Here is a 25,824-nt window from a genome sequence, read left to right on the forward strand (position 1 = left end):
GTCATGAGAAAGCCCATATAAATGGGTAATGTACAAGTTGCTGTAGAAGCATGTTTAATTCGTCTGATCACAGATACTTTATAACGTATTTTAATACTTTTTTGAATCCGTCAATGCGTAAGTCCTAGAAACAATACTATAACTTTACACTAGTTCTATCTGCGAACCTTTGATTTATACTAGCGGGATAACATTACCGGCTTTAAATCAGTTTAGCGACTTTATGAACTTAAAGAAAAATAAAAGACAGCTTGTCTGGGGTTTAAATCTGCTTGCATCTATGATGTATGGCAGCTTTGCTCATGCACAGAGCATCAGCTTTCAGGATGCTGAACGTCAGTTGTTGCAAAATTCTTATAGCAGCCAAGCCTATCAAAGTCTGGAACAGGCTTCAAAACTTGAAGCTCAAGCAGTAAAAGGCGTAGGTCTGCCACGTGTCGACCTGAATGTTCGTGCCTATGCCTTTCACAGTGAAGTCGATATTCCATTAAAGCAATTTAAAAATAATCTGGAGAATTCACTCTCTCAAGGCGTGAATGGCCGGCTTAATGAGTGGGAGGCCAGTAATGGCGTGGATCTACTTGCAGGTATTACCGATCCACTGCGTGATGGACTTAACAATACTATTCATAGCGGAGTTGGTCTGATTCCGGATACGTCTAATGTCATCCTTGAAGATCAGGTGATTCGCCCCACTGTTTCCGTGATTATGCCAATATATACTGGAGGCCTCACCCGTAGTGCCAAAGAAATTGCCAATATTCAGGTCGGTCGTAGTCAGCTCAGCAACAAACAGCAGCAAGATACGCAGCGTTTTGAACTGATTCAAAGTTATTTTAATGTGCAGCTCCAAAAGCAATTGCATGAAGCTGCGCTGTTTAATCTGAATGCCATGCAGCAGCATTATCGCAATGCCTTAAAAATGGAACAGCAAGGTTTTATCAGTAAAGGCCAGCGTACGCAATTTGAAGTGGCACGTAATAATGCCGAGCGCAGCCAGCAAAATACGCAGGCCAATTTGAATGCTGCGCTGTTCCAGCTGAATAATCTGCTTCAGGAAAGTAGCATCACTGAGCTTTCGACGCCTTTATTTGTCAATAAAACCGAGCCACAGGCCTTAAATCATCTGCTAAAAACTTTTAGTCAGAACTCTGCGCTGATTCAAAAAATGCAGCTGGATACCCAATTGGCCCAAGCCAATGTGAAAGCCCAGCAAGCAGCGAAAAAACCAAATGTATTTGCTTTTGGCGAATATAGTCTGGATCAAAATGAAAACTGGATTGTCGGGGTTGCCGCACGCTATAATCTGTTTTCCGGGATCGATAAAAACAAGAATATTCAGGCTGCCGAACTCAAACGCTCTGCAACAGAACTGCTTACTGCACGCACCCAGCAGGAAATTGAAAATCTGATTTATAAATCTTATAGCGAAGCACTTAGTGCACAGCAAAGTGATGTACTTCTGGCACAAAACTTGAAAGCCGCACAGGAAAATTTACGCATCCAAGAATTGTCTTTTAAAGAAGATACGGGCACCGCCACACAGGTCATCGATGCACAAAATATGCTGAGCGGACTACGAGCTGAAACTGCCTTGAATGCTTACAAATATGTGATGTCACTGGCCACACTATTACAAAGCCATGGCTCGATTGCAGAATTTCCAACCTACATTCAACATGCCAACACCCACTATATTCGCTAATGGAGCCGAACATGAACGAAGATCAAAAACCCAATGATCCTGTGAATGAAGTGGCTTCATCCAGCGATACAGAAAAATCGCCTGCGCAACAGGTAGAAACAAAAACTGAAATAGAAAACAACGCGACGACTTCGACCGAGCAACAACAAGCTCCTGAAATCGCTAAAAAGAAAAAATATTTATTGCTCGCCCTGATTCCAGTTCTGCTGGCAGTCATCGCTTTTGGATTGTGGAAAAGCTACCAACCGGCTCCGCTTGAATTGCAGGGTCGTGTAGAAGCTGAAACAGTTCAGGTGGCGACCAAAGTGCCAAGCCGTATTGAAGAAATCTATGTAGAAGAAGGTCAGCGGGTCAAAAAAGGCGATGTACTGGTGCGCTTAAACAGCCCGGAAATTCAGGCCAAAAAACAGCAAGCCGCAGCGGCTTTACAATCTGCGCTGGCCTTACAATCGACTGCTGAACGTGGCTCGCAGGAAGAAAATATCGCCAGTCTGTATGCCAACTGGCAATCGCTGAAAGCACAGCAAAATTTAGCCAAAGTTTCTTATGAGCGTGGTGCAAATTTATTGAAGGAAGGTGTGATTTCACACCAGCGCCGTGATGAATTGTATGCAGCCAGTCAATCAGCGGCGCAAATGACAGAAGCAGCGTATCAGCAATACGCACGTGCCAAACGTGGCAGCACCTCGCAGCAAAAGAGTTCTGCCGATGCACAAGTAGATATTGCCCAGGCTGCGCTGGATGAAGCCAATGCTTTAGAAGCAGAAACCCAATTAGTAGCACCTGTAAACGGAACGGTGTCTAAAACCTATGGCAAAGTCTCGGAGCTGGTAGCCACCGCAGTCCCTGTGGTCAGCCTGATTGAAGATCAAATGTGGGTGAGCCTGAATATTCGTGAAGACCAATATGCCCCATTTCAGAAAATGAGCAGTATTGAAGGTTATATTCCCGCCCTAGATAAAACCGCCACTTTTCAAATTAGACAGATCAGTGCTGAAGGTGAATTTGCCACCATTAAGACCACACGTCAAACCGGCGGTTATGATGTGCGCAGTTTTAAGCTGCATCTTGTACCCACACCAGCGATTTCTGAACTGAAAGTCGGGATGAGCGTGTTATTTAAACTGAAAGAGACCCGATAATGTGGACGGGTATATGGCGCGAACTGCGCTATCTGCTCAGCGAAAAATGGGATCTGTGTCTGGTCACGCTGGCACCTGCACTGGTGATTATTTTATTCAGCAGCATGTTTGCTCAAGGGAAATCGGATCATTTACCGATTGCGATTATTGATCAAGACCAGAGTGCGCTGAGTCAAAGCATTTATCAACATGTGGCGCTGAATCATACTCTTAAAATTGCTACGGTGTCGGAACAAACAGCTGAAATTGAGCGCCTGTTAAATCAAAATAAAATTTGGGGTTATATCCATATTCCAAGCGGTGCCGAGCAACGTCTGGTTCGTGCCCAGGATGCTGACATCAGTATTGCTTTTAACCAGAGTTATTTCAGTATTGGAAATACCATTTCCTCGGCCATGCTGGTCAGTACCCTACAAGCACTCGCTGAATTTAGCGGACAGCAATATCTGGGCAACCGACTCCCCTCTCTCGAAGCACCGTCACCGCATATTAAAATATCTCCGCTGTATAATCCGCAGCTGAATTATGAATTCTATCTGGAACCCTATGTCATTCCGGCAATTCTGCATTTACTGCTGTGTTGTTGTGTGGCATTTTCCGTCGGTCAGGAACTGAAGCGGCAGACCTTAACAAGCTGGATTAGCAACTCATCCATCTGGATGGCATTGCTGTCTAAGAACCTGATCTATGTGGCTATTTTTAGTCTATGGACCTGGATCTGGATGTTCTGGCTGATTGAAATTCGCGGCTGGTTTGTTGCCGGCTCGCTCGCTCTGATTCTATCGGCACAATTTCTGCTATATAGCGCTTATGCATTTTTAAGCAGTGCAGTGGTTCTGGCAACCAAAGATTTAAGTAAATCTTTTGGCATCATTGCGGTCTATGGTGGTTCATCTTTAAGTTTTGCCGGTGTGACTTTACCTTTAAATAATGCGCCCCTATTCACCCAGTTCTGGTCCAATATTATTCCGTTTACGCCCTATGCCAAATTACAAACTGAACAATGGGTGATTGGTAGTCCATTGCATATTTCACTGCAAGCTGGATTCATGCTGCTGATCTATGCCCTAGTTTACGCTCTGCTGGCTTATCTGTTTCTTAAAAAAATAGTTAAAGGAGCAGTCCAATGAAATCCCTCTGGTTTTACTATCTGCAAAGCTTTAAGGATATTGTCAGTCACGGCACGATCTTTACCACGCTTATTCTATCCGTCTTGTTTTACAGCTTTTTTTATCCAACCGCTTATCAGGCACAGCAGGCTGAAGCCTTACCGATTATTATTGTCGATGAAGAACAAAGTAACTTAAGCACCCGTATTATTGGTCAAGTGGCACAAAGCCCCAATGTGGAGATTGAGGCGATTACCGGCAATTTTTCCGAGGCCAAACAATGGGTGGAATCACAAAAAGCCGATGGTATTTTACTTCTGCCGGACAATTTATCGCAAAGCTTAAGGCATGGTGAAACAGGTGGCATTGGCCTGTATTTAAGTACAGCCAACTTTTTAGTAACCAAACAAATTGGTCTGGGCTTAGCCACATCAGTTGAGCAAACTTTGGCAGATTATACTGAACGCTTTGGCAAGGTCTCGGATTTTTCACCTGCCCTTTCTGTGCATCAAATTCCTTTATTTAATCCGCTGTCCGGCTATGGCAGCTATGTCTTTCCTGCGGTTGCACCTTTAATTATCCACCAAACCATTCTTTTGGGTTTGAGTATGCTGATTTTGGTATATCGGGAAAGAAAAATAGAATTAAACACAAATGCATTGATTGGGATGTGTTTAGCGGTCTTCACCATTGGTTGTCTGGGATGTTTCTATTTATTCGGCTTTAGCTTCTGGCTATTTGATTATCCGCGCGGTGGCAACCTGCTCGGGATGCTGCTGGCTGTTGCGGTTTTTATCTACACGATAATTGGCATGACCTGCTTATTTGCTAGTTTTCTGGATCTGCCGGAACGTGCGGGGCATGTCATTGTATTCACTTCTATTCCACTGTTCTTTTTATCTGGTGCGGCCTGGCCGCATGCTGCCATGCCCACCTGGATGCAAGTCGTTGGCGAAATCCTGCCCTCTACCCAAATTGTGCAGATGTTTATTCAACTCAATCAGATGGGTGTGCCTACAACACTGATCTTGCCTAAATTGCTCTATCTTGGAATGATCGGTAGCTTGTGCTTTTTTTTGGCTTATCGACGTTTAATTTCTGGTCATCAAAGCAGATAGAGCATTATAGCAATGCTCCTATTCCACTTATTTACCCGATTCGCCAAAGACTTGAATATTGAAATTACGAATCTTGTTGCTACCATTCGGCTTGTCAAAACTAACATCATACTGAACCAGATTTTCCGGATAGGCAATTTCATAGCTGACCTTATATTGCCCAAGCTGATTGGTTGCTTCTTCAATCTCTTTGGTCATTAAAGTCTTAGACTTGTATTCACCTTGAGGAATTGAACGTGAAAAGCGTTTCATCAGCTTTTCATTGTCCTTAAACTGGGTTTGCAACTGCGGCTCTAACTGATCCAAAAACTCGTCATACTTCCCATCACGCAAATCCTCATAGGCTAGCTGTGCCGCCTTTTCCTGTTCAGGACTCGGATCTGGAATATTGTCCATTGAATTACAGCCACTCAATGCAACCGCTGCTGCCAACAACATTAATTTGGTTTTCATCGCTTACCCTTATGCAGTCAACGTTTATAAAAAAGGACGCCGAAGCGCCCTTTTTATCAGTAAAAAACTTATTCTTCTACTGAATTTTCACCGTCTTTTTCCACTTGCTCAGTTTCAGCAACTGCATCCGTTTCAGCCACTAAAGATTCTGCACCTTCAATCGCTTCAACAAACTCGTCTTCTTCAACAGCTTCAATCGCTTCTACACCCACCAGTGTTTCGTTTTCACCCAAGCGGATTAAACGTACACCTTGTGCATTACGACCTGTTTGCGCCACTTCAGAAGCGCGAGTACGCACTAATGTACCGCCATCAGAAATCAGCATCAGTTCTTTGCTTTCATCAATAGCAACTGCACCGACCAATTCACCATTACGTTCAGAGGTCTTAATGGCAATCACACCTTTACCACCACGTTTTTTGGTTGGGAAGTCGTCTACAGGTGTACGCTTACCATAACCATTCGCCGAAGCACACAAAACTTCGCCTGTTTCTGGTACTACGACTAGCGATACGATACGGCTGATGAGTGCTGAATCTGAACTGTCTTCATCATCGCCATCGACTTCTACATCTTCGACATCTTCAACTTGTGCTGAACCGAAGCTGACACGCATACCACGTACGCCTTTGGCCGCACGACCCATTGAACGTACATCGGTTTCAGCAAAACGAATCGCTTTACCTTCATTGGAGAACAACATAATTTGCTGTTCGCCATCGGTAATTGCAACACCAATTAAAGTGTCTTCTTCATTCAATTCAATGGCACGTAAACCATTCGAACGTACGTTACTGAATTGTTCCAATTCAACACGTTTCACTGTACCTGATGCCGTTGCCATAAAGACATAAAAGTTTTTACGCAAGGCTTCTGCTTGTGATGCAAATTCTGCAATGATCTCATCGTCTAAATCGGTTGCAGAAAGCTCTACACCCAATTGTTTCAATTGCACACGCAATGCATCAGATAAATCATCACCATCTGCTAATTCAGCAAAGGCAGCTTCTAATTCTGCATAATGTGCAGCAATGATTGCGTTGGTTTGTATATGTGTAGCATTGGCTTTTACATAGCTACGGAAGTCTGCCAAACGCTCGGTAAATTTCTTCGGTGCATCAATGACAGGTAAAATCGCGGTGATGGTTTCATTGGCATCTAATGGCAATAAGTTCACCATTGGACGACCTTTCGCACCACGCGATGCCTGTGGCACTTCAAACACTTTCAGACGGTAAACTTTACCCACATCGGTAAAGCACAGCACCGTTGCATGGTTAGATGTCACGATTAAATGCTGCACATAATCATCTTCTTTCATCGACGTTGCAGATTTACCACGACCACCACGACGCTGCGCTGCGTAATCTGACAATGGTTGAGTTTTTGCATAACCTGTTTGTGATACTGTCAGTACCACTTGTTCTTCTGGGATTAAATCTTCACGCGAGAAATCAATGCGAGATTCTACAATTTCAGTACGACGTGCATCGCCATATTGCTGTAAAACTTGCGCCAACTCTTCACGAATCACGCCCATCAACAAATTAAAGTCATTCAAAATTGCAGTTAATTCAGCAATTTGTGCCAAAATTTCAGAATATTCTGCATGTAACTTGTCTTGTTCTAGACCTGTTAAACGATGCAAACGTAATTCTAAAATTGCGGTCACTTGCGCAGGTGATAAACGATAGACCTGACCATCTAAACCAAACGGGCGGTTAGGGTCTTCGCCTTCAATTTCATCTGGACGTACAGAAACTGAACCTGCTTTTTCCAATAACGCAACTACACCACCTGCTGCCCACTCGCCTGCCTGTAAACGCTCACGCGCTTCGGCTGGGTTGGCAGAAGATTTAATCGTTTCGATGATGGCATCAATATTGGCCAACGCAACGGTTAAGCCTTCTAAGATGTGTCCACGTTCACGCGCTTTACGCAACTCGAACATGGTACGGCGGGTCACTACTTCTTGGCGGTGACGAATAAATGCCGCAATAATATCTTTCAGGTTCATCAATTTTGGCTGACCATTGTCTAGGCAGACCATGTTGATGCTGAATGAGTTTTCTAACTGCGTATTTAAGAACAGGTTATTCACAATCACTTCAGCGTTTTCACCACGCTTCAGATCAATTGCAATACGCATCCCTTCTTTATCAGACTCATCACGTAATTCTGAAATACCTTCGAGTTTCTTCTCTTTCACCAGTTCAGCAATACGCTCAATGGTTTTGGCTTTGTTGACCTGATAAGGGATTTCAGTAAAGACGATGGTGGTACGACCAGATTTTTGATCTTCTTCAAAATGGTACTTACCACGAATATGCAAACGGCCTTTACCTGTACGGTAAGCATCAACAATGCCTGATTTACCGTAAATAATACCGCCTGTAGGGAAGTCTGGACCTGTGATATGTTCCATCAACCCTTCAATTGAAATATTTGGGTTGTCTGCATAAGCCAAACATGCATGCACCACTTCAGTCATGTTGTGCGGTGCCATATTGGTCGCCATACCTACAGCAATACCTGCAGCACCATTGACCAATAGGTTTGGAATACGAGTAGGCATCACTTGAGGAATACGCTCAGAGCCGTCGTAGTTATCTTCCCAATCGACAGTGTCCTTTTCTAAATCGGCCAACAGTTCATGAGTAAGTTTGCGCATACGGACTTCAGTATAACGCATGGCTGCGGCACTATCGCCATCAATCGAACCGAAGTTACCCTGACCATCGACCAATTGATAACGCAAACTGAAATCTTGCGCCATACGAACAATTGTTTCGTAAACTGCAGAATCACCGTGAGGGTGATATTTACCGATGACGTCACCGACTACACGGGCAGACTTTTTGTAAGCTTTGTTGTAGTCATTGCCCAATTCGTGCATTGCGAATAGCACACGACGATGCACAGGTTTTAGACCATCTCGTACATCTGGCAGCGCACGTGACACAATCACGCTCATCGCATAGTCTAAATACGAGTGCTTGAGTTCATCCTCAATGGCAATCGGTCTAATTTCCGATACGCTCATGCATACTCCTTATTCTGCAAACAAATTTTGCTTGCATTTTATATGTCGTAAAACTTGCAAATGATTAGCCTGAAATGCAGGCTAAAAATAAAAACTAGCGAAAAATTATAGCATATACGCCTGTGTTTTTGTGCTTTAGAGATGATCTTAATCTTGTTAATTTACTTAAATTTAACGGTGATTTTTTAGGCAAAAAATATTCACACCCAAGAAACAAAAGTGCTTCATATTTTTAAGAGTCACGTCAAAATATCTTCAACATATACTTGCTCGATATGTACCCACATATACGCTAAGTTCACATAATGTACTTAAAACCAATCACTGCATCTAAATTAAAAAAGACAATAAAAAACGCCCCTATGCTATTCACATAGAGGCGTTTTTGACTGTGTTCAGTAATTAGATTTTAGATACTAACTCTGGAACAACAGTGTTCAAGTCACCCACTAACCAGTAGTCAGCTACTGCGTTGATTGGCGCTTCTTCGTCTTTGTTGATCGCAACGATCACTTTAGAGTCTTTCATACCTGCCAAGTGCTGAATCGCACCAGAGATACCTACAGCGATATACAAATCAGGTGCAACGATTTTACCTGTTTGACCAACTTGCATGTCATTTGGTACGAAGCCCGCATCAACTGCTGCACGAGATGCACCTTGTGCTGCACCAAGTTTGTCTGCCAATGGATCAAGTACTTTGTGATAGTTCTCACCAGAACCTACACCACGACCACCAGAAACTACAATACGAGCTGCTGTTAATTCTGGACGCTCTGATTTCACAATTTCTTCAGAAACAAATTTAGAAATACCAGCATCACCTGTCACAGTAGCAGCTTCAACCGCAGCTGAACCACCTTCTGCAGCCACTGGGTCAAATGCTGTACCACGTACAGTACCTACCACAATCGCTTCTGAAGATTCTACAGTTGCAATCGCGTTACCTGCATAAATTGGACGTTTGAATGTCTTTGCAGAATCTACAGCGACGATGTCTGTGATCATGCTAACATCAAGAAGTGCAGCCGCACGCGGTAAAATGTTTTTACCTGTTGTTGTAGAGGCAGCAAGGATATGGCTATAACCTTTGCCTAATTCTGCAACAAGTTTTGCTACGTTTTCAGCCAATTGGTTTGCATAAGCCGCATCGTCAGCAAGTAATACTTTGCTTACGCCTGCAACTTTAGCTGCTTGGTCTGCAACTGCTTGTGCACCAGAACCCGCAACCAATACAGTGATATCACCACCGATTTTTTGAGCTGCAGCAACAACGTTTAATGTTGCACCATTTAGTGCTTTATTGTCGTGCTCAGCGATAACTAAAATACTCATGATTTTTATCCTTCTGTATTAGATCACTTTCGCTTCGTTTTTCAATTTTTCTACAAGCTCATCTACAGATTTCACTTGTACGCCCGCTTTACGCTCAGCAGGTGCTTCAACTTTTACAGTTTTCAGCTTACTACCTGTTGCAACGCCATAATCTGCAGGAGATTTGGTGTCTAGCGGTTTTTTACGTGCTTTCATGATGTTTGGAAGTGCCGCATAACGTGGCTCATTCAAACGTAAGTCAGTGGTGATGATTGCAGGAAGTGCAAGCTCAACAGTTTGTAAACCACCGTCAATTTCACGTGTTACCTGAACTTTGTCGCCATCTACTTTTACTTCTGAAGCAAAAGTACCCTGACCTGCACCAAGTAAAGCGCCTAGCATTTGACCAACTTGGTTAGAGTCGTCATCAATAGCTTGCTTACCCAATAAAATAAGTTGTGGTTGTTCTTGTTCAACAACACCTTTTAAGATTTTAGCCACTTCAAGTGCACCAATCTCATCGGCTGTTTCAACCAAAATACCACGGTCTGCACCAAGCGCCATTGCAGAACGAATTTGTTCCTGCGCTTCTTTAGGACCAATGGATACCACTACGATTTCTGAAACAGTTCCTTTTTCTTTTAAACGAACCGCTTCTTCCACTGCGATTTCACAGAATGGGTTAATTGACATCTTAACGTTAGTTAGGTCAACTCCACTATTATCCGGCTTAACGCGAACTTTAACGTTGGCATCTACCACACGTTTTACAGCAACAAGAGCCTTCATGTAATCCTCGGCTGTTTTAGCAAAAGTAAATATTGAGAAAAGTTAATAATAACTCTTCGCTTTAAATTTTTTAGGTGTCCTATCTTGCTATGTGATCGGCATTTCGGTCAAGTCAGAATTGTCTAAACAAGGCTAAAAATGCCGAAAATTAACTGAACGATGCGTTCATACTTTTTTATTTCTAAAAATTAACAAACCAAGCGACGATTATATAAGCAATTTTAAGCTTTGATTTATATTATGTTTTTTATTTATTTCCCTCATCAACAAGATTGATTGAAATGCAATTCAAATTGAGTTCCGCCTACAATTTAAGCAAAGTTCCTTACATAAAACCCCATAATCTGACTGTCATTAAAGATAGAAAACTTTATTTTTTGCAGTATTTTTTCAGATATAAATGCTCTTTTAAAATGTGACTGCTGGTTCACAAAACTGTATTCAGCAGTTTATTGGGTATGAAATAAACAATCTGTTTTATTTTGATGGATATTTATGCGCTTTCACCACGCCACCTCCCAGATAAAGGACATAAAAAAACTCAGCTTAAACTTGCTGAGTTTCTAAAAAGTCACGGTGGATATGACTTAAATCTATCAATTCATAGGCCTGTAAATTAAAAATTTCCCAAACTGCAATAAAATCTTCTTTTACATCTATTTTACTGCTTGCATTTGGGCGTGCTTGCCACTGCTGATCTGAAATCCATAAATAGCTTTGTTGCGTTTGCGGATGAATCGCCTGCATTTTACCTTCAGCATTAATACCCTGCACCAAACAATCGGCAGGTAGTTCTTGCTCGATCATCGGCAAGCTTATTTCGACAAAATGTTTCACTTGACGCAAGCCATAACCTGCAAAAATTTCTTTTTGGCTTGGGCTTAATTGTTCATATTTTTCTTGAAGATTCGAAATCATGGTTTTGCCTATCATTTGATATCCAAAGTGTTATGCAGTGGAACAAAAAATAATGTCATCCATGTCTATTATTCGTGTGACCCACTCTTTCTGCTTCTTTATACTGCATAACGCACTTTTTTATTATTCTACAATAGTTGCAATGACATATTGGTGAAAGCACTTTTACTTAAAGTATTAAGTACAGCACAAAGGCTTTACAACTGACTGTGAGAAAAAATTTGCAGTATGAAATAGCTATATTTTAACTTGCAAAAATAATGCCGACTTTAGGTAAAGCTTCACTTTTTACTCGCACGTGGATGTGCCTGATCATAAACTCGCGCTAACTGATCAAAGTCGACATGGGTATAAATTTGCGTGGTGCTTAAATTGCTATGCCCAAGCATTTCTTGGACTGCACGTATATCGCCACTATTCGACAACATGTGACTGGCAAAACAATGCCTTAATAAGTGTGGATGCAAATCGACATTAACGCCCGCACGCTGCGCCTGAAACTTCACCCGATTTTCAATTTGGCGTGCTTTTAAAGGTTCACCTTTTTGAGTAATAAACAATGCTGCATCGGGTACAAAATCGCCCTGCCATAAAGGGTAAATCTGCAGCCATTGCATCACCGCATCTTTGGCTTTGCGACCAAAAGGCACGATACGGGTTTTATTGCCTTTACCCGTAATGCGCAGCAATTGACGGTTAAAATCTAAATCGCGGATGCGTAAACTTTGCACTTCTGCTAGGCGTAAACCACTCGAATAGAGCAATTCTAAAATCGCTTTATCGCGTCGCCACATTTGTTGCTGCACTTCAGTTTCGGGTTCTGGCTGATCCAAAATTTGATGAATCGTTTCAATATCAATCAAACCCGGCAAAGGTCGTGGCTGACGTTTTAACTGAAAATTATCAATTGGACTAAATTGTAAATACTGCCCTTGCTCAGCCCATTTCATAAATTGACGAATCGCTGACAACATGCGCTGTAAACTGCTGCTATTTAATTGTTGCTGTTCTACTTTTTGCGCTAAATAATGGCGCAAATCTGCAGCTTCTACATCATATAAGGCAAGTTGTTGTTGCTCACAAAAGCTAAAAAAATCATTTAAATCACGCGCGTAGGCTTTTAACGTATGTGGTGACTGCTGTTGTATTTCGCGCTCTTTGAGCCACATCTTTAATAGTTGCTGCGGATCGTACATTAGTCACGCTCCGATTGCTGAACTGCGGCAAACTGAGATAAATAAGCAGCAATGTGTTCAGCCGCCTGATCTGCATGTGTTTCTAAAAACAAATGATCACCATCATGCACAATTTTTAATACGGCTTGTGGAAATTGTTGTTGTAAAAACTCACCTACCGCCAGTGGACTTATCGGGTCTTGATCACCCCATAACAACAAAATAGGCATGTTGATTTTAGCAAAGTCTACCGTGTAATCGGCCTTTGCCTCTACAAACCAGTCAGGATAATTTAAATCACTTGCTTGATAGTCTTGTCGCCAATCTTGCACCTGAAAACTGCTTAAATCCATGCCACCAGATGTTGCAACCAATACTAATCCTTTGACTTTTTCTGGATATTGCAACGCGGCAGCAACTGCAAAAATACCACCCATCGACTGTGCAATGATAATGCAATCATCTGGGATATTCGCCAACACATAAGCCTGCAAACTTGCAAAATCATGTACCTGTGAATGTGCAGGTTGATGATTAAATTCAGGATAAGCCACAATTTTTACAGCATTCTGCCACGGCAATTTTTCAATTTTTTCGATTAGCGGATGAAAAAATGCGGTATTGCCTGAAGCGCCAGGTAAAAAAATCAGTTGCGGCATAATGAGTAGAAGTTTTTAGAGTGACATTCAGTACAGCATACCTGATCCGTGCTGCAAGATACAAAAAAGCACCATTCGTTTTGAATAGTGCTTTTAAGTAAGATAAGAGCTGTTCATGTTAGAACGAAACATCAGCCCTGAAAATAATTTAAATCCAAACGACCGTGATAGACATTAGCAGTTGGCCCTGTCATCCACACCACATCGCCTTCACGCCATTCGATTTGCAACTTACCACCTGCCAGTTCAATTTCAACTGAATTAGACAATAAGCTACGGCGCATACCCGAAACGGCTGCAGCACATGCACCTGTACCACAAGCCAAGGTTTCACCTACGCCACGTTCAAACACACGCAAACGCGCATGTTTTTCGTCAATGATTTGCATAAAACCTGCATTGACGCGCTGTGGAAAACGCTCGTGTGATTCCACTTGTGGGCCAATACCTGCAACATCGGCAGTCAATACATCAGGCACAATGGTCACAGCATGAGGATTGCCTATGTTCACCACATCAATGGTCAATGCAGCACCATCTTTCAGCGCAATGTCATATAAGTTATCAGGCTCATCGGCAATGAATGGAATCTCATGCGGCAAGAATTTTGGATAGCCCATATTCACCCGCACCCAACCGTTTTGCCCCAATTCAGGCTCTACAATGCCTGCCTTGGTTTGCACCTTGATTTTGGTTTTGGTCGTAAGCTGACGTTCATGCACAAAACGTGCAAAACAACGCACACCATTGCCGCACTGCTCCACTTCAGAACCATCGGCATTGAAAATGCGATATTTAAAATCGACATTTGGTAAATCGGGCGGTTCCACAATCAGGAGTTGGTCAAAGCCAATCCCGAAGTGGCGGTCTGCAAGGCGTTGAATAGTCAGCGCATCCAAATACGCACGCTGGCTGATGAGATCAACCACCATGAAGTCATTGCCCAGACCATGCATTTTGGTAAATTCTAATAACATCTCGAATTCCCCTTATGGCAATAAACGCTCTCTTTCCCACAGCGATTCAATGCTTTCACGTTCACGAATTAAATGTGCTTGATCTGCATCGACCATGACTTCAGCTGCACGACCACGGCTGTTGTAGTTAGAACTCATCACAAAACCGTATGCGCCCGCACCCATTACAGCTAAAACATCATTTTCTTTGATCGCAAGCTGACGTTCTTTACCCAAGAAATCACCTGTTTCACAAATTGCACCAACCACATCCCACTCTAGCGTTTCAACATCAGTACGTGGGGTTACGGGCTGAATGTCCATCCATGCTTCATATAACGCAGGACGGATTAAGTCATTCATGGCAGCGTCAATAATCGCAAAGTTACGATGATTGGTCGGTTTGAGTAAATCAACTTTTGTTAGCAGCACGCCCGCATTGGCAGAGATACTACGACCCGGTTCCATATACACTTTAAGACCTAACTTTTCTAAAGCGGGACGTAAAGCATTGGCATATTCTTCAACCGTTGGTGGAGTTTCATCTTTATAAGTCACCCCTAAACCACCGCCAATATCAATGTGTTTGAGCTGAATACCCATTTCTTTTAAGGTATCAATCATCACAATCACGCGATCTAAAGCATCGACAAACGGTTGTGTTTCGGTCAATTGTGAACCGATGTGACAGTCAATTCCAACGATATCTAAGTTTGCTAAAGAAGCCGCATATTCATAAGTGCTATATACCGAATCAGACGGAATCCCGAACTTGTTTTCTTTTAAGCCTGTAGAAATATAAGGATGGGTTTTGGCATCGACATCTGGGTTAACCCGTAATGAAATTGGTGCTTTGACATTCATGCTTGCCGCAACTTTTTGAATACGGTCTAATTCTGCATGCGATTCTACGTTAAAGCAGGCAATCCCAACTTCCAACGCTTTTTGAATATCGGCTTCAGTTTTACCTAAACCTGAAAAAACAATTTTCGATGCATCACCACCTGCTTTGAGAACACGCGCCAATTCACCGCCTGTCACAATATCAAAACCTGCACCCAACTTAGCCAATACATTCAATACCGCAAGATTCGAGTTTGACTTTACCGCAAAACAAATTTGATGATCGATAAAGTGGAAAGCACGATCCATATCTAAATAATGCTTTTCAAAAGTCGCTTTTGAATAAACATAGAGTGGTGTGCCAAATTGCTGTGCGAGTTGTTGTAGCGAACATTGCTCGGCGTGCAAAACCCCTTGAATGCGGGTAAAACTCATGAATGTATCCTTTATCTAGAAAGCGTTAAGGTGTAGTCGATGTAGATGCAGCAGGTGCAGCAAACTGCTGTTGCACAGGTACGGCTGTGTCTGACGATGTTGCCGATTGCGTTGCACGTTTAGGCGCAGCATCTGGATATAACAAATATTTTGCGCGTTTGTCGTAATTTGGGTCATTGGGTAACTGTAATGTACCTGACTGACCACAACCGACCAAAACCACTGTTGTAAGCAAAACACTCATGCAGCAAATGACGGTACGCATCTGACCACCTATAAAATATTTTCGATGAAGTATAACGCGATCACTGCCGCGACCAAAGTGCTAATGCAGAGAGATTATATTGAGCTTAGTAAAAATTCTAGCTTACTTACTATTCTGCTGGCATAGATTGACCTTATCAGGTCTGAAAAATTGCGACTTCTGACACAGATAAAGTCAATTTTATTTCAAGGCATCAATTGTCAAAATCTAAAAACTATGCAAAAAATATAACGTGCTTAAAACCAAGTTCTTTTAACAGGAAGTTTTAAAGACTGGCATATCACTTGCTTAATTTTTACAACTGTTCAACTACAGTCACAAACTAAGCATTTATACACTGCGTTTATAAGAAGAAATTTATGCAAAATTTACAATCGATGATGGAAACCCTAAGCGGTTGGGTCTGGGGTCCATACATGCTGGTTCTCATTGTGGGAACGGGCGTCTTCCTCACCTTCCGCTTATTGTTCTGGCAATTCCGCATGCTGCCACTGGCTTTTAAACAAGTCTTTTGCAAACACGACAAAGCGCAAAAAGAACCGGGCGATATTTCACATTTCGCATCACTGATGACTGCACTCTCTGCCACCATTGGTACGGGAAATATTGCAGGTGTTGCAACGGCTTGCGTCCTCGGTGGCCCGGGTGCAGTGTTTTGGATGTGGATGACTGCCCTGTTTGGTATGGCGACCAAATATGGTGAAGGTGTTTTGGCGGTTAAATACCGTATTAAAAACGAAAAAGGGCAAATGTCAGGCGGCCCAATGTACTACATTGAACGCGGACTAAAATGGAAATGGCTCGCGATTATCTTTGCCTTTTTTGGCACAGTCGCCTCGTTTGGAATTGGTAGTTCAGTACAATCCAACACCGTAGCTTTAGCAGTTGAAAATAGCTTAGGTGTAGAAACTTGGATTACTGGCGTGGTAATTACCGTATTTTCTGCATTGGTGATTTTGGGCGGAATTAGCTCGATTTCCAAAGCATCTTCGGTGATTGTTCCGATTATGGCCATTCTGTATGTTACAGGCGGTTTAATTATTATCCTGAATAATTTACACCTTGTCGTGCCTGCATTTGAGCTAATTTTCCGTGATGCCTTTACTGGTGAAGCAGTTGCGGGCGGTGCAATTGGTGCAGTAATTCGTTACGGGGTTGCACGTGGCGTATTCTCCAACGAAGCAGGGATGGGTTCTGCCCCAATTGCTGCTGCGGCTGCAAAAACCGACCACCCTGCGCGTCAAGGTTTAGTGTCTATGACAGGTACCTTCATTGATACCATTATTGTCTGTAGCATCACGGGGATTGTTTTGGTAATGGGCTTCATTATGGCAGGTAATAGCTTTGGTGGTGCAACAGGTGCTGTACTCACCACACAGGTTTTTGACCAGTTATTGCCAGGCTTTGGTGGTTGGGTCGTCACTTTCGGGATCATCTTCTTCGCCTATTCCACCATTCTCGGTTGGAGCTATTATGGTGAAAAATGCTGTACTTATTTATTCGGCGAAAAATACGTGTTGATTTACCGCTTAATTTATATTGCTTCAGTGTTCATTGGCACCATCGCCACCCTAGATTTAGTCTGGTTATTTGCCGATACCTTTAATGGTTTAATGGCTGTACCAAACTTAATTGCCTTGTTGTTACTGTCTGGTGTGATTGCCAAAGAATCCAAAGACTTTATTGCGAAGCGCAAATCTGGCGAGTTGTATTAGGGTCTGTTGACAATTCGTCTATGTTTGCGGCAACGCATATTTTTTAGCTGATATAAGGCATGGGACAGGAGATTTAGTCATTCTAAATGACTGGCGCATAACGCAATAGCAGCAAAAAATATGCTTGCCCTGAAAGGCTGTGGCTAAAACTTTCTCAGATTGCGTTATGAAACTTGGCAATAGTCTCGCTATTCCCTGCGTTTCATGCCTAATCTGCTCAGTTTTAGCCTACAGCGCAAGCCATTTATGAAATGTCAACAAACCCTAAATAAACCCAATTCATTGAATTATTCCGTTCAAATCATAAATCATACAATCACCCACGTGGTTGTATGATTTTCCATGAAAAATCCAGATAACATTCATTTCGCGAACATTCCTCTGTATGCTGTAGTCAGTTTTTAATTGATGCAATGACTGGGTTATGGCAAAAGTAAAAAGTGTCTATCGCTGTGAACAATGTGGTGCAGATCATCCTAAATGGGCAGGTCAATGTTCAGAATGTGGGGAATGGAACTCACTTCATGAGGTCAGTATTGCCCCTGCGGTGACGCATCGTGCCCAACCTAAAATGGGCGGTGGCTATGCAGGACAAGCGGCCGCCATTACCACGCTTAATAAAGTGTCTGTATCGTACGAAACCCGTTTAACAACAGGCATTGGGGAATTTGACCGTGTTTTGGGTGGCGGTTTGGTTACGGGCTCTGTGGTACTGATTGGTGGAGATCCTGGTATCGGGAAATCGACCATTTTGCTACAAACTGCGACTCACATGGCGGCTGCCAATAACACAGCTTTATATATCACAGGTGAGGAATCTCTTTCGCAAGTGGCGTTACGCGCTCAACGCTTAGACTTACCCACCGATCAACTGAAAGTCATGGCAGAAACCTGTGTCGAACGGATTTGTGAAGTTTTGGCGCATGAACGCCCTGCGGTAGCCATTCTGGACTCGATTCAAACTTTATATACCGAAACGTTGCAGTCTGCTCCAGGTGGTGTTTCACAAATTCGTGAATCAGCTGCCTTGCTGACTCGTTTTGCTAAAAATAGTGGCACTGCGCTGTTTATTGTCGGTCATGTGACCAAAGAAGGGGCTTTAGCGGGGCCGCGCGTCCTTGAACACATGGTCGATTGCGTCTTGTATTTTGAAGGACAGTCAGACTCACGCTACCGTATGATTCGAGCAGTCAAAAACCGTTTCGGTGCAGTGAATGAACTGGGCGTTTTTGGCATGACCGATAAAGGCTTACGCGAGGTTGCCAATCCATCTGCGATATTTTTGAGCCGTTATGATGAGGCAATTCCAGGTTCTATTGTCATGATTAGCCGCGAAGGAACGCGACCACTTTTAGTTGAAGTACAAGCTTTGGTGGATGATGCACATGGTCAGCCTAGACGTGTGGCTTTAGGTCTGGAACAAAACCGTCTGAATATGCTATTGGCGGTGATGCATCGGCATGGCGGCGTACAAACTTCAGGGCAAGATGTGTATGTGAATGTGGTCGGCGGCTTAAAAATTACCGAAACAGGTTCAGACCTTGCTGTACTACTTGCCTGTGCTTCTAGCTTGCGTGGCAAAGCCCTGCCACAACAATTGGCAGTATTTGGTGAGGTCGGTTTATCGGGTGAAATCCGCCCAGTACCAAATGGTCAGGAACGCTTAAAAGAAGCTATTAAACACGGATTTAAATATATTATTGTGCCGCGTGGCAATGCCCCACAAAAAGCCATTGCAGGTGTGCAAATTATTGCGGTGGCGCGTTTGCATGAAGCCTTAACTGAAGCCATGAATTTAAGTGAAAACTTAGGTTAAATCCTTGGATGATATTTTTTCAGTTTCAAGAAAAAATATCATATTTATATTGAAATTCGCAGCAAATGCCTGCATAAATACACAGCTTAACTTTATTTTAATATAGGAAAATTTGATGGAAGTTCGACAGCGTGGTTTGATCGCAGCAATGCTCACAGCGACTTTATTGGTAGCTCCGTTAGCAGCAGAAGCAAAACGTGCAGGTGGCGGTAAAAGCCATGGCATGAGTCGTTCGGCTGCTCCAACTCAGTCTTACCAACAACCTCGTCAAACAACGCCAGCACAACAACCAACAACTGCACCAGCACAGCAAAAATCTGGTCCAGGCGTAGGTGGTATGGTTGCTGCAGGTGTTGCAGGTGCGGCAATTGGTGCGGTTGCTGCCAATGCCTTGGCCGATGATCAAGCTGCAAGTGCTGCCGAAGCGCAAGAGGAAAAAGGCGGTATTCCAAGCTGGATTTGGATTTTACTCGCTGCTGCTGTTGCCTTCTTCATTTTCCGTAAGATGGGCGCAAAAAAAAAACTAACGCCTAATCCGTATGCGCCAAATAGCGGTGCCAATCAGGCACCGTTTGCGCAAACACCACCTGCTGCAGCGCCACGTAACGACAATACCAATATTTTTGGTCAATCTGTTGGGGGTTCTGCCGCTTCTACCCAAGCGCCTTTTGGTCAAGCTGCCAATAATAACGCGCCATTTGGTGCAGCTTATACCAACAGTGGCAATCAATTGCCTGATGGTTCAGAGCCTGCAACCTTTTTACGTGTAGCGCGTCAGCGTTTTAACCATATTCAGTCTATGAACACAGCCAGTAATATCGCAGAAATTCAGCGTTATTTAACTCCTGATTTATATCAGTCGATGTATCAGGACATTATGGCAAACCAAGACCAAGATGTAGCAGAGTTTTCTAACTTGAATGCCATGGTGGTCGATTCTGCAACTGAAAATGGTCAATATGTCATAAGTGTACGCTTTACAGGTACAGTCAGCGAAGACCTGAACAGCTTACCGCAACCATTTACAGAAATTTGGCACTTTGTAAAACCTGCAGGCTCTAATCAAGACTGGTTAGTGGCAGGTATTCAGCAAGAGCAATAATTTCAATGGATCTAGAAAAACAGCGACTTCGGTTGCTGTTTTTTATGCCTTTCTTTATCTAAGTTGAGACCCATCATGTTTAAACAGCACGTTTAAATCTTCTAAGACATCAACTCCGAATACATCCACACTTGCCACACAAAACCAAACCCTCGATTGATTAGATCTATCAAAAAGTATCATCATTCATCAATACAGTTTATTTAGCCCACCTTCTCTTTGTATCTACCCAGAGATAAATCAAATCACGTTATCCGTATCACTTTGGTTATTTCCAGTCGATCTCCATTTACTTAGCCAACAAAAAAGCCCTGCAAACGGGCAAGGCTAAATTGTTACTGTTAAATCTATTATTCAGGCAATGGAATAAATTGCTTATCGGTATTTTGAACTTTGCGCTCACCGACTGCGACTTCCAAATCTAAGGCTTCTTCACCACGTTCAACTGAAACAGTCACCGTCGTATGCGGTGCTTGTGCAGCAACATAATTAATTAAATGCGAGGTTGAAGTAATCGCTTCATCATTCACTTTTAAAATTTTGTCACCACGTTTTAAACCTGCTTCTGCTGCAGGGCCACCGCGCAGTACATCAGCAACCACTACACCGCCTTGTGCAGGTTCTAAAATGTTGTCTTGTTGCACAGGCAACAAACTAATACCTAACCAACCACGAACCACACGTCCATCTTTTAAAATCGAGTTTAAAACCTGCTGACAGACTTGTGCAGGAATTGCAAAGCCGATGCCCAATGAACCACCTGATTGCGAGAAAATTGCCGTATTTACCCCAATCAAATTCCCTGCCACATCAATCAATGCACCACCTGAGTTACCTGGATTAATTGCTGCATCGGTTTGAATGAAATCTTCATAGGTATTAATACCCAAGTCAGAACGTCCTGTCGCAGAAATAATCCCTTGAGTCACGGTTTGTCCCACACCAAATGGGTTACCAATCGCAAGTACGACATCGCCCACTTCATTGCCACTCAGTTTAAATGGCAATACAGGCAGTTTTTCTAGATCAATTTTAATGACCGCTAAGTCTGTGTCTGGGTCAGTTCCAACAACTTTTGCAACCGCACGGCGTCCATCGTGCAAAGCCACGACAATTTGTTCAGCCTGCGCGATCACATGATTATTCGTTAAAATATAACCATCTGGACGAACAATGACCCCAGACCCCAAACTGTTTTCATTTGGGCCTTGCTTAAATTGATCGGGTAACTGATTGCCAAAAAATTCACGAAATGCAGGGTCATTTAACAATGGATGATCCATTTGTTTCACTTTTTGTGTGGTAAAAATATTTACCACCGCAGGCGCTGCCACTTTAACCGCAGCGCTATACGACACCACCCCACCTGTCCGTGTTGTATCAATTAATGGTTCAACTTTCTCGGCAGGCATTTTGACCCCATCGGCAGCCACAGGCGCTTTCGGTTTTTGCAGTTGTTGCCAAGTCACAAAGCCAATAATAACCAGAATGAGTAACACCCAAGGTAACCAGGTAAAGGTCCGGCGCACGTTTTGTACCTCTAAGTAAATTTTTTTTGATGATTAAGTCATTGAATGAGCTATTGTAAAACGAAACACAAATAGAAACATAAAAAAGCCCAAGAGTTTTGTCTTGCTTTAGTTACAATACAAAATATGTTTTGATATTGGCTAAATATGAGCAATTTGAGAAAGTTATGGCGCAGCTAAAAGAAATTATTCAATGGTGTGATCAAACTTTAAATACACATGAATTTAAAGATTACGCGCCCAACGGTTTACAAATTGAAGGTAAGTCTGAAGTTCAAAAAATTTTATGTGCAGTGACTGCCTCTCAAGAGGCTATTGATGCTGCTATTGCCCAAAATGCAGACTTACTGTTGGTACATCATGGCTATTTTTGGAAAGGCGAACCTTACCCAATTACAGGCATGCGCGGTAAACGCATCAAAAGTTTAATCCAGCATGATATTTCTTTGGTGGGTTATCACTTACCGCTCGATTCACACCCAAGTCTAGGCAATAATGCTGCCATTGCTGAATGTTTGGCATTAGAAAATTTGCAAGCCCTAGACCCGAGTGAACGTCATCCTATTGGTAATATTGGTTTTTTAAAGCAAGCCATGAGCGCAACCGAATTTCGTGACTATCTCACAGCGCGTTTAGGCTTTAAAACCATTCATCTTCCTGCCGAAAAAAGTCAGATTCAAAAAGTAGGGTTCTGCACGGGTGCAGCACAAGATTTTATTGGCAAAGCCGCAGAACAAGGTTGTGATGCCTTTATTTCGGGCGAAGTCAGTGAACGCACCTATTATGAAGCCAAAGAACTAGGCGTGCATTATTATGCCTGCGGACATCACGCGACTGAGCTCTATGGTGTACAACGACTCGCAAAAGCTATTTCAGAACAGTTTAATATTGAGTATAGTTATTTTGAATTAAATAACCCAATTTAATACACCGTTTCACCCAACGATTTCACTCAAATGACATCTGTGTTTAACATAGTCTTTAGATGTATACATTCGAGTCTTATTCTGTATGGTTATTTATACCTAATGCGCAATTTGATCTCGAAATCTATTACAATAGAGCCACTTAATGTTAAAACCCAGCAAAATGCAAGGAATTGAAAACATGACAACCATTACTTTACCGGCTTTACCATACGGTTACGAAGATCTTGCTCCACACATCAGCAAAGAAACTTTAGAATTCCACCACGACAAACACCACAACACTTATGTTGTGAACCTGAACAACTTGATCGCGGGTACGGAGCTTGAAGGTAAAACTTTAGACGAAATCATCAAAGCAACTGCAGGCGATGCAGCTAAAGCTGGTGTATTCAACAACGCAGCGCAAGTTTGGAACCACACGTTCTACTGGAACTGTATGGCGAAAAACGGTGGTGGTAAAGCTACTGGTGCTTTGGCTGCTAAAATTGATGAAGCTTTCGGTTCTTACGAAAAATTTGCTGAAGAATTTGCTGCTGCTGCAACAACTCAATTCGGTTCAGGTTGGGCTTGGTTAGTAGCTGACGAAGTGAATGGCAAACTTTCTATTATGAAAACTTCAAATGCTGACACACCAATGGCGCACGGCAAAGTTGCAGTATTGACGATTGACGTTTGGGAACACGCTTACTACATCGACTTCCGTAATGCACGTCCTGTTTACATCAAAACTTTCTTAGAAAGCCTTGTAAACTGGGATTACGCAAATGCGAAATACGCAGGTCAAGATGCTGGTGTAGAAAAATAATTTCTATTTTTCTGTAGAAAAACTGCTCTTTATGGGCAGTTTTTTTATTTTTGCAGATGAAATGAATATTTATAAAGCAAACAATACATTTCTGATGATGAACGTGTTGACGACTTAAACTTTCATCCCTAAAATGCCCCACAGATTCTCCAATAGCTCAGTCGGTAGAGCGACGGACTGTTAATCCGCAGGTCCCTGGTTCGAGCCCAGGTTGGAGAGCCAATCTATTCTCCCATAGCTCAGTCGGTAGAGCGACGGACTGTTAATCCGCAGGTCCCTGGTTCGAGCCCAGGTGGGAGAGCCAAGATTCTAAAAATCCCACGCAGTATGACGTGGGATTTTTTTTTGCAATTTTTATTGTTTTTATAGTGGATATGATGTTCTAAACGAATGGAACAGGCCTCACTCTCCCCTTAAATCAAAATTAAAACCATACAGTGAAGATCGGGCTATCCCCTCTTGTGATGACTCTATTTTTTCGCTAACTTAGGTTCATCAACAACAATAAAACTTGAAAGCCCATGCAAGCGCCTTGGTTAAAATCCCTGATTTTTTGGACAATTCTGATTGTGGTGATTTTTGCAATTTTTCAATGTACGCAAAAATCTGAAAGCAATAAAACTGCTGCGACACTCATGTATGAACGTCTGTATCAATGCAGTCGTGATCTGAACGCACAACAACAAGCCACCTTAAAACAAATTCAAAGCCAAGTGAAAACAGAAATGACTCAGCAAGAGATGCTGCAATTAATTAACTTATGTCGTAAAACCAACCCACCACAGACACGCGAAGATTATATAAAAGCCATTCAAGCACTCTAAAAACTGCGTTGAAACAAAGCTAGATGATTATTTTTAAAGCAGTTAATCTATAATTACGGTTTTTTTTCAATTCCAGCTTGACCAAAAACAGATACCCACATAGAATGCGTGTCAGATTCTCCCATAGCTCAGTCGGTAGAGCGACGGACTGTTAATCCGCAGGTCCCTGGTTCGAGCCCAGGTGGGAGAGCCAAAATTCTTAAAAAACCCACGCATTATGACGTGGGTTTTTTATTCCTGCTGTTTAGGGTCTAACGACACCGCATCATCTATGTTTGAATCCAGTCAATCGACTTTCTTGCTTATTGGCAGCTTGGCTAGCCTTGCCCTGTTTATCTTAATTTTTAAGCAATTATTTTTCCCCAAGAAAAACTTTTATCCTAAACCGATGATGACTGCTTTTGAACGCAGAATGTTTATGCGTTTAAAACAAGCTTTTCCTGAGCATCACATCTTGGCACAAGTGGCGTTTAGCGCATTAATCACCAACAACCACTATAAAATTCGTGCGCTGTTTAATCGTAAAGTGACTGATTTTGTGATCTTAAATGCAGAAATGCAGGTCATTGCAATTATAGAGTTAGATGACCCCTCACATATTGGCAAAGAACAGGAAGATGCAGAACGGGATGCAATGTTTCACGAGGCAGGTTATCGCGTTGTCCGATACACCGAGATTCCAAGTATCAGACAACTACAATCAGATTTGAGTTGAAATCATCAACTCGATATTAAGGTGTAGCTTCTGAAGCAGCTTGTGTCTGACCCGCCTGCTTCGCTTGCTGTGCTGCAGCTTCACGCGCTTCAATACGCGCAATAATTTCTGCCTGCTGTTGTTTATATTTTTCCTGATTTTTGGCATCACTATTGACTGCTAAAAATGCCATGCTGACCAAAAAGATAGGAATCAACAAACCTAAGCTTGCCAAGATAATCATCTTTTTTAGACTTGGCTTTTTTTCAGGACTTTGCTGCTCAGACTGTGACATCATATATTCCTATTTCAAACGCATCAAAATGAAGCTCAATATATCAAAATCGAGTGTAGGCACAAAGTTTCTTGTGGCTTTTGCACGTTTATTCATCTACAACTTTCTTTGAATCAATCAATAGATAAAAAACCACAGCCTGCGTACAAGCTGTGGGCAGTTCATAAACAAAGTATTGCTGAACAGTCAA

Annotated in this window: 23 protein-coding genes and 3 tRNA genes; 14 read left to right on the forward strand and 12 right to left on the reverse strand. The window is 42.5% G+C overall.

The window, feature by feature from the left end; all coding sequences use genetic code 11:
• Window positions 1–223: 223 nt before the first annotated feature.
• From ACEO2X_RS06625 to ACEO2X_RS06640, 4 genes are read left to right on the forward strand one after another with little or no spacing between them, the layout of a single operon-like run.
• The gene (locus tag ACEO2X_RS06625) at window positions 224–1,705 is read left to right on the forward strand and encodes a TolC family protein (protein WP_371971302.1); all 1,482 of its coding nucleotides are present in this window, start codon (window positions 224–226) and stop codon (window positions 1,703–1,705) included.
• A gap of 11 nt (window positions 1,706–1,716) precedes the next feature.
• Window positions 1,717–2,847, forward strand: coding sequence for an HlyD family secretion protein (locus tag ACEO2X_RS06630; RefSeq protein WP_096901140.1), 1,131 nt, complete (start codon window positions 1,717–1,719; stop codon window positions 2,845–2,847).
• Window positions 2,847–3,977 carry an ABC transporter permease gene (locus ACEO2X_RS06635; RefSeq protein ID WP_004971855.1) on the forward strand — a complete coding sequence of 377 codons (1,131 nt, stop codon included), beginning with the start codon at window positions 2,847–2,849 and terminating at the stop codon, window positions 3,975–3,977. The genes ACEO2X_RS06630 and ACEO2X_RS06635 overlap by 1 nt, the downstream gene beginning before the upstream one ends.
• The gene (locus ACEO2X_RS06640) at window positions 3,974–5,074 is read left to right on the forward strand and encodes an ABC transporter permease (RefSeq protein ID WP_096901141.1); all 1,101 of its coding nucleotides are present in this window, start codon (window positions 3,974–3,976) and stop codon (window positions 5,072–5,074) included. Before ACEO2X_RS06635 ends, ACEO2X_RS06640 begins: the two co-directional genes overlap by 4 nt.
• A 27-nt stretch (window positions 5,075–5,101) precedes the next feature.
• On the opposite strand, the gene ACEO2X_RS06645 is transcribed toward ACEO2X_RS06640, so the two are convergent.
• The 10 genes from ACEO2X_RS06645 to ACEO2X_RS06690 form a co-directional block, all read right to left on the reverse strand.
• On the reverse strand, window positions 5,102–5,527 hold the full coding sequence (locus ACEO2X_RS06645) for a DUF3887 domain-containing protein (RefSeq protein WP_096901142.1): 426 nt from the start codon (window positions 5,525–5,527) through the stop codon (window positions 5,102–5,104).
• Window positions 5,528–5,595: 68 nt separating this feature from the next.
• The gene (gyrA, locus tag ACEO2X_RS06650; protein ID WP_131261185.1) at window positions 5,596–8,571 is read right to left on the reverse strand and encodes a DNA gyrase subunit A; all 2,976 of its coding nucleotides are present in this window, start codon (window positions 8,569–8,571) and stop codon (window positions 5,596–5,598) included.
• Window positions 8,572–8,973: 402 nt separating this feature from the next.
• Entirely contained in the window at window positions 8,974–9,906 is a 933-nt protein-coding gene (locus tag ACEO2X_RS06655; protein ID WP_004971866.1) for an electron transfer flavoprotein subunit alpha/FixB family protein, read from the reverse strand.
• 18 nt (window positions 9,907–9,924) lie between these two features.
• Window positions 9,925–10,674: an electron transfer flavoprotein subunit beta/FixA family protein gene (locus tag ACEO2X_RS06660; RefSeq protein ID WP_179994645.1), complete on the reverse strand. Its 750-nt coding sequence runs from the start codon at window positions 10,672–10,674 to the stop codon at window positions 9,925–9,927.
• Window positions 10,675–11,220: 546 nt separating this feature from the next.
• Entirely contained in the window at window positions 11,221–11,592 is a 372-nt protein-coding gene (locus tag ACEO2X_RS06665) for a hypothetical protein (RefSeq protein ID WP_096901040.1), read from the reverse strand.
• 281 nt (window positions 11,593–11,873) lie between these two features.
• Window positions 11,874–12,788 (reverse strand): site-specific tyrosine recombinase/integron integrase, encoded by a 915-nt coding sequence (gene xerA / locus ACEO2X_RS06670; RefSeq protein ID WP_178318862.1) that lies wholly within the window; start codon window positions 12,786–12,788, stop codon window positions 11,874–11,876.
• Complete coding sequence (locus ACEO2X_RS06675; RefSeq protein ID WP_096900946.1) at window positions 12,788–13,426, reverse strand: alpha/beta fold hydrolase; 639 nt, start codon at window positions 13,424–13,426, stop codon at window positions 12,788–12,790. Before ACEO2X_RS06675 ends, xerA begins: the two co-directional genes overlap by 1 nt.
• A gap of 131 nt (window positions 13,427–13,557) precedes the next feature.
• Window positions 13,558–14,403, reverse strand: a complete 846-nt coding sequence (dapF, locus tag ACEO2X_RS06680) for a diaminopimelate epimerase (RefSeq protein ID WP_371971308.1) — start codon at window positions 14,401–14,403, stop codon at window positions 13,558–13,560.
• A gap of 12 nt (window positions 14,404–14,415) precedes the next feature.
• Window positions 14,416–15,660 carry a diaminopimelate decarboxylase gene (lysA, locus tag ACEO2X_RS06685; RefSeq protein ID WP_004971882.1) on the reverse strand — a complete coding sequence of 415 codons (1,245 nt, stop codon included), beginning with the start codon at window positions 15,658–15,660 and terminating at the stop codon, window positions 14,416–14,418.
• 25 nt (window positions 15,661–15,685) lie between these two features.
• Window positions 15,686–15,925, reverse strand: coding sequence for a lipoprotein (locus tag ACEO2X_RS06690; RefSeq protein ID WP_004971884.1), 240 nt, complete (start codon window positions 15,923–15,925; stop codon window positions 15,686–15,688).
• 359 nt (window positions 15,926–16,284) lie between these two features.
• Between ACEO2X_RS06690 and ACEO2X_RS06695 the strand changes: the two genes are divergently transcribed.
• The 3 genes from ACEO2X_RS06695 to ACEO2X_RS06705 all read left to right on the forward strand — a co-directional run bounded on the left by ACEO2X_RS06695 (window position 16,285) and on the right by ACEO2X_RS06705 (window position 20,558).
• Window positions 16,285–17,640 (forward strand): sodium:alanine symporter family protein, encoded by a 1,356-nt coding sequence (locus tag ACEO2X_RS06695; RefSeq protein WP_096900947.1) that lies wholly within the window; start codon window positions 16,285–16,287, stop codon window positions 17,638–17,640.
• 424 nt (window positions 17,641–18,064) lie between these two features.
• On the forward strand, window positions 18,065–19,456 hold the full coding sequence (gene radA, locus ACEO2X_RS06700; protein WP_371971312.1) for a DNA repair protein RadA: 1,392 nt from the start codon (window positions 18,065–18,067) through the stop codon (window positions 19,454–19,456).
• 115 nt (window positions 19,457–19,571) lie between these two features.
• Window positions 19,572–20,558: a Tim44 domain-containing protein gene (locus ACEO2X_RS06705; RefSeq protein WP_004971891.1), complete on the forward strand. Its 987-nt coding sequence runs from the start codon at window positions 19,572–19,574 to the stop codon at window positions 20,556–20,558.
• Window positions 20,559–20,908: 350 nt separating this feature from the next.
• Here the strand turns inward: ACEO2X_RS06705 and ACEO2X_RS06710 are convergent, their stop codons facing one another.
• Window positions 20,909–22,087, reverse strand: coding sequence for a trypsin-like peptidase domain-containing protein (locus tag ACEO2X_RS06710; RefSeq protein ID WP_004971893.1), 1,179 nt, complete (start codon window positions 22,085–22,087; stop codon window positions 20,909–20,911).
• Window positions 22,088–22,254: 167 nt separating this feature from the next.
• Here ACEO2X_RS06710 and ACEO2X_RS06715 point away from each other — a divergent pair, with 167 nt between their 5' ends.
• The 7 genes from ACEO2X_RS06715 (at window position 22,255) to ACEO2X_RS06745 (ending at window position 25,360) form a co-directional block, all read left to right on the forward strand.
• Window positions 22,255–23,013, forward strand: coding sequence for a Nif3-like dinuclear metal center hexameric protein (locus ACEO2X_RS06715; RefSeq protein WP_180064435.1), 759 nt, complete (start codon window positions 22,255–22,257; stop codon window positions 23,011–23,013).
• A gap of 181 nt (window positions 23,014–23,194) precedes the next feature.
• A complete protein-coding gene (locus ACEO2X_RS06720) occupies window positions 23,195–23,821 on the forward strand; it encodes a superoxide dismutase (protein WP_026438302.1) in 627 nt (208 codons plus the stop codon).
• Window positions 23,822–23,967: 146 nt separating this feature from the next.
• Window positions 23,968–24,043 (forward strand) — tRNA-Asn (locus tag ACEO2X_RS06725).
• Window positions 24,044–24,049: 6 nt separating this feature from the next.
• Window positions 24,050–24,125: transfer RNA gene (locus ACEO2X_RS06730), tRNA-Asn, on the forward strand.
• A 217-nt stretch (window positions 24,126–24,342) separates the two neighbouring features.
• Window positions 24,343–24,645 (forward strand): hypothetical protein, encoded by a 303-nt coding sequence (locus tag ACEO2X_RS06735; protein WP_004971899.1) that lies wholly within the window; start codon window positions 24,343–24,345, stop codon window positions 24,643–24,645.
• A 117-nt stretch (window positions 24,646–24,762) separates the two neighbouring features.
• Window positions 24,763–24,838 (forward strand) — tRNA-Asn (locus ACEO2X_RS06740).
• A 78-nt stretch (window positions 24,839–24,916) separates the two neighbouring features.
• The gene (locus ACEO2X_RS06745) at window positions 24,917–25,360 is read left to right on the forward strand and encodes a DUF2726 domain-containing protein (RefSeq protein ID WP_004971902.1); all 444 of its coding nucleotides are present in this window, start codon (window positions 24,917–24,919) and stop codon (window positions 25,358–25,360) included.
• Window positions 25,361–25,376: 16 nt separating this feature from the next.
• Here the strand turns inward: ACEO2X_RS06745 and ACEO2X_RS06750 are convergent, their stop codons facing one another.
• Window positions 25,377–25,634, reverse strand: a complete 258-nt coding sequence (locus ACEO2X_RS06750; protein ID WP_096900950.1) for a hypothetical protein — start codon at window positions 25,632–25,634, stop codon at window positions 25,377–25,379.
• Window positions 25,635–25,824 lie beyond the last annotated feature (190 nt).

Origin of the sequence: Acinetobacter sp. AL9 (genome assembly GCF_041464035.1) — a bacterium.
Lineage (GTDB): Bacteria > Pseudomonadota > Gammaproteobacteria > Pseudomonadales > Moraxellaceae > Acinetobacter > Acinetobacter towneri.

Bases quoted from the DNA above. Each gene is read 5' to 3' on its own strand.
- ACEO2X_RS06625 (WP_371971302.1), top strand. From the start codon at position 224: ATGAACTTAAAGAAAAATAAAAGACAGCTTGTCTGGGGTTTAAATCTG.
- ACEO2X_RS06630 (WP_096901140.1), top strand. From the start codon at position 1,717: ATGAACGAAGATCAAAAACCCAATGATCCTGTGAATGAAGTGGCTTCA.
- ACEO2X_RS06635 (WP_004971855.1), top strand. From the start codon at position 2,847: ATGTGGACGGGTATATGGCGCGAACTGCGCTATCTGCTCAGCGAAAAA.
- ACEO2X_RS06640 (WP_096901141.1), top strand. From the start codon at position 3,974: ATGAAATCCCTCTGGTTTTACTATCTGCAAAGCTTTAAGGATATTGTC.
- ACEO2X_RS06645 (WP_096901142.1), bottom strand. From the start codon at position 5,527: ATGAAAACCAAATTAATGTTGTTGGCAGCAGCGGTTGCATTGAGTGGC.
- gyrA (WP_131261185.1), bottom strand. From the start codon at position 8,571: ATGAGCGTATCGGAAATTAGACCGATTGCCATTGAGGATGAACTCAAG.
- ACEO2X_RS06655 (WP_004971866.1), bottom strand. From the start codon at position 9,906: ATGAGTATTTTAGTTATCGCTGAGCACGACAATAAAGCACTAAATGGT.
- ACEO2X_RS06660 (WP_179994645.1), bottom strand. From the start codon at position 10,674: ATGAAGGCTCTTGTTGCTGTAAAACGTGTGGTAGATGCCAACGTTAAA.
- ACEO2X_RS06665 (WP_096901040.1), bottom strand. From the start codon at position 11,592: ATGATTTCGAATCTTCAAGAAAAATATGAACAATTAAGCCCAAGCCAA.
- xerA (WP_178318862.1), bottom strand. From the start codon at position 12,788: ATGTACGATCCGCAGCAACTATTAAAGATGTGGCTCAAAGAGCGCGAA.
- ACEO2X_RS06675 (WP_096900946.1), bottom strand. From the start codon at position 13,426: ATGCCGCAACTGATTTTTTTACCTGGCGCTTCAGGCAATACCGCATTT.
- dapF (WP_371971308.1), bottom strand. From the start codon at position 14,403: ATGTTATTAGAATTTACCAAAATGCATGGTCTGGGCAATGACTTCATG.
- lysA (WP_004971882.1), bottom strand. From the start codon at position 15,660: ATGAGTTTTACCCGCATTCAAGGGGTTTTGCACGCCGAGCAATGTTCG.
- ACEO2X_RS06690 (WP_004971884.1), bottom strand. From the start codon at position 15,925: ATGCGTACCGTCATTTGCTGCATGAGTGTTTTGCTTACAACAGTGGTT.
- ACEO2X_RS06695 (WP_096900947.1), top strand. From the start codon at position 16,285: ATGCAAAATTTACAATCGATGATGGAAACCCTAAGCGGTTGGGTCTGG.
- radA (WP_371971312.1), top strand. From the start codon at position 18,065: ATGGCAAAAGTAAAAAGTGTCTATCGCTGTGAACAATGTGGTGCAGAT.
- ACEO2X_RS06705 (WP_004971891.1), top strand. From the start codon at position 19,572: ATGGAAGTTCGACAGCGTGGTTTGATCGCAGCAATGCTCACAGCGACT.
- ACEO2X_RS06715 (WP_180064435.1), top strand. From the start codon at position 22,255: ATGGCGCAGCTAAAAGAAATTATTCAATGGTGTGATCAAACTTTAAAT.
- ACEO2X_RS06720 (WP_026438302.1), top strand. From the start codon at position 23,195: ATGACAACCATTACTTTACCGGCTTTACCATACGGTTACGAAGATCTT.
- ACEO2X_RS06735 (WP_004971899.1), top strand. From the start codon at position 24,343: ATGCAAGCGCCTTGGTTAAAATCCCTGATTTTTTGGACAATTCTGATT.
- ACEO2X_RS06745 (WP_004971902.1), top strand. From the start codon at position 24,917: ATGTTTGAATCCAGTCAATCGACTTTCTTGCTTATTGGCAGCTTGGCT.
- ACEO2X_RS06750 (WP_096900950.1), bottom strand. From the start codon at position 25,634: ATGTCACAGTCTGAGCAGCAAAGTCCTGAAAAAAAGCCAAGTCTAAAA.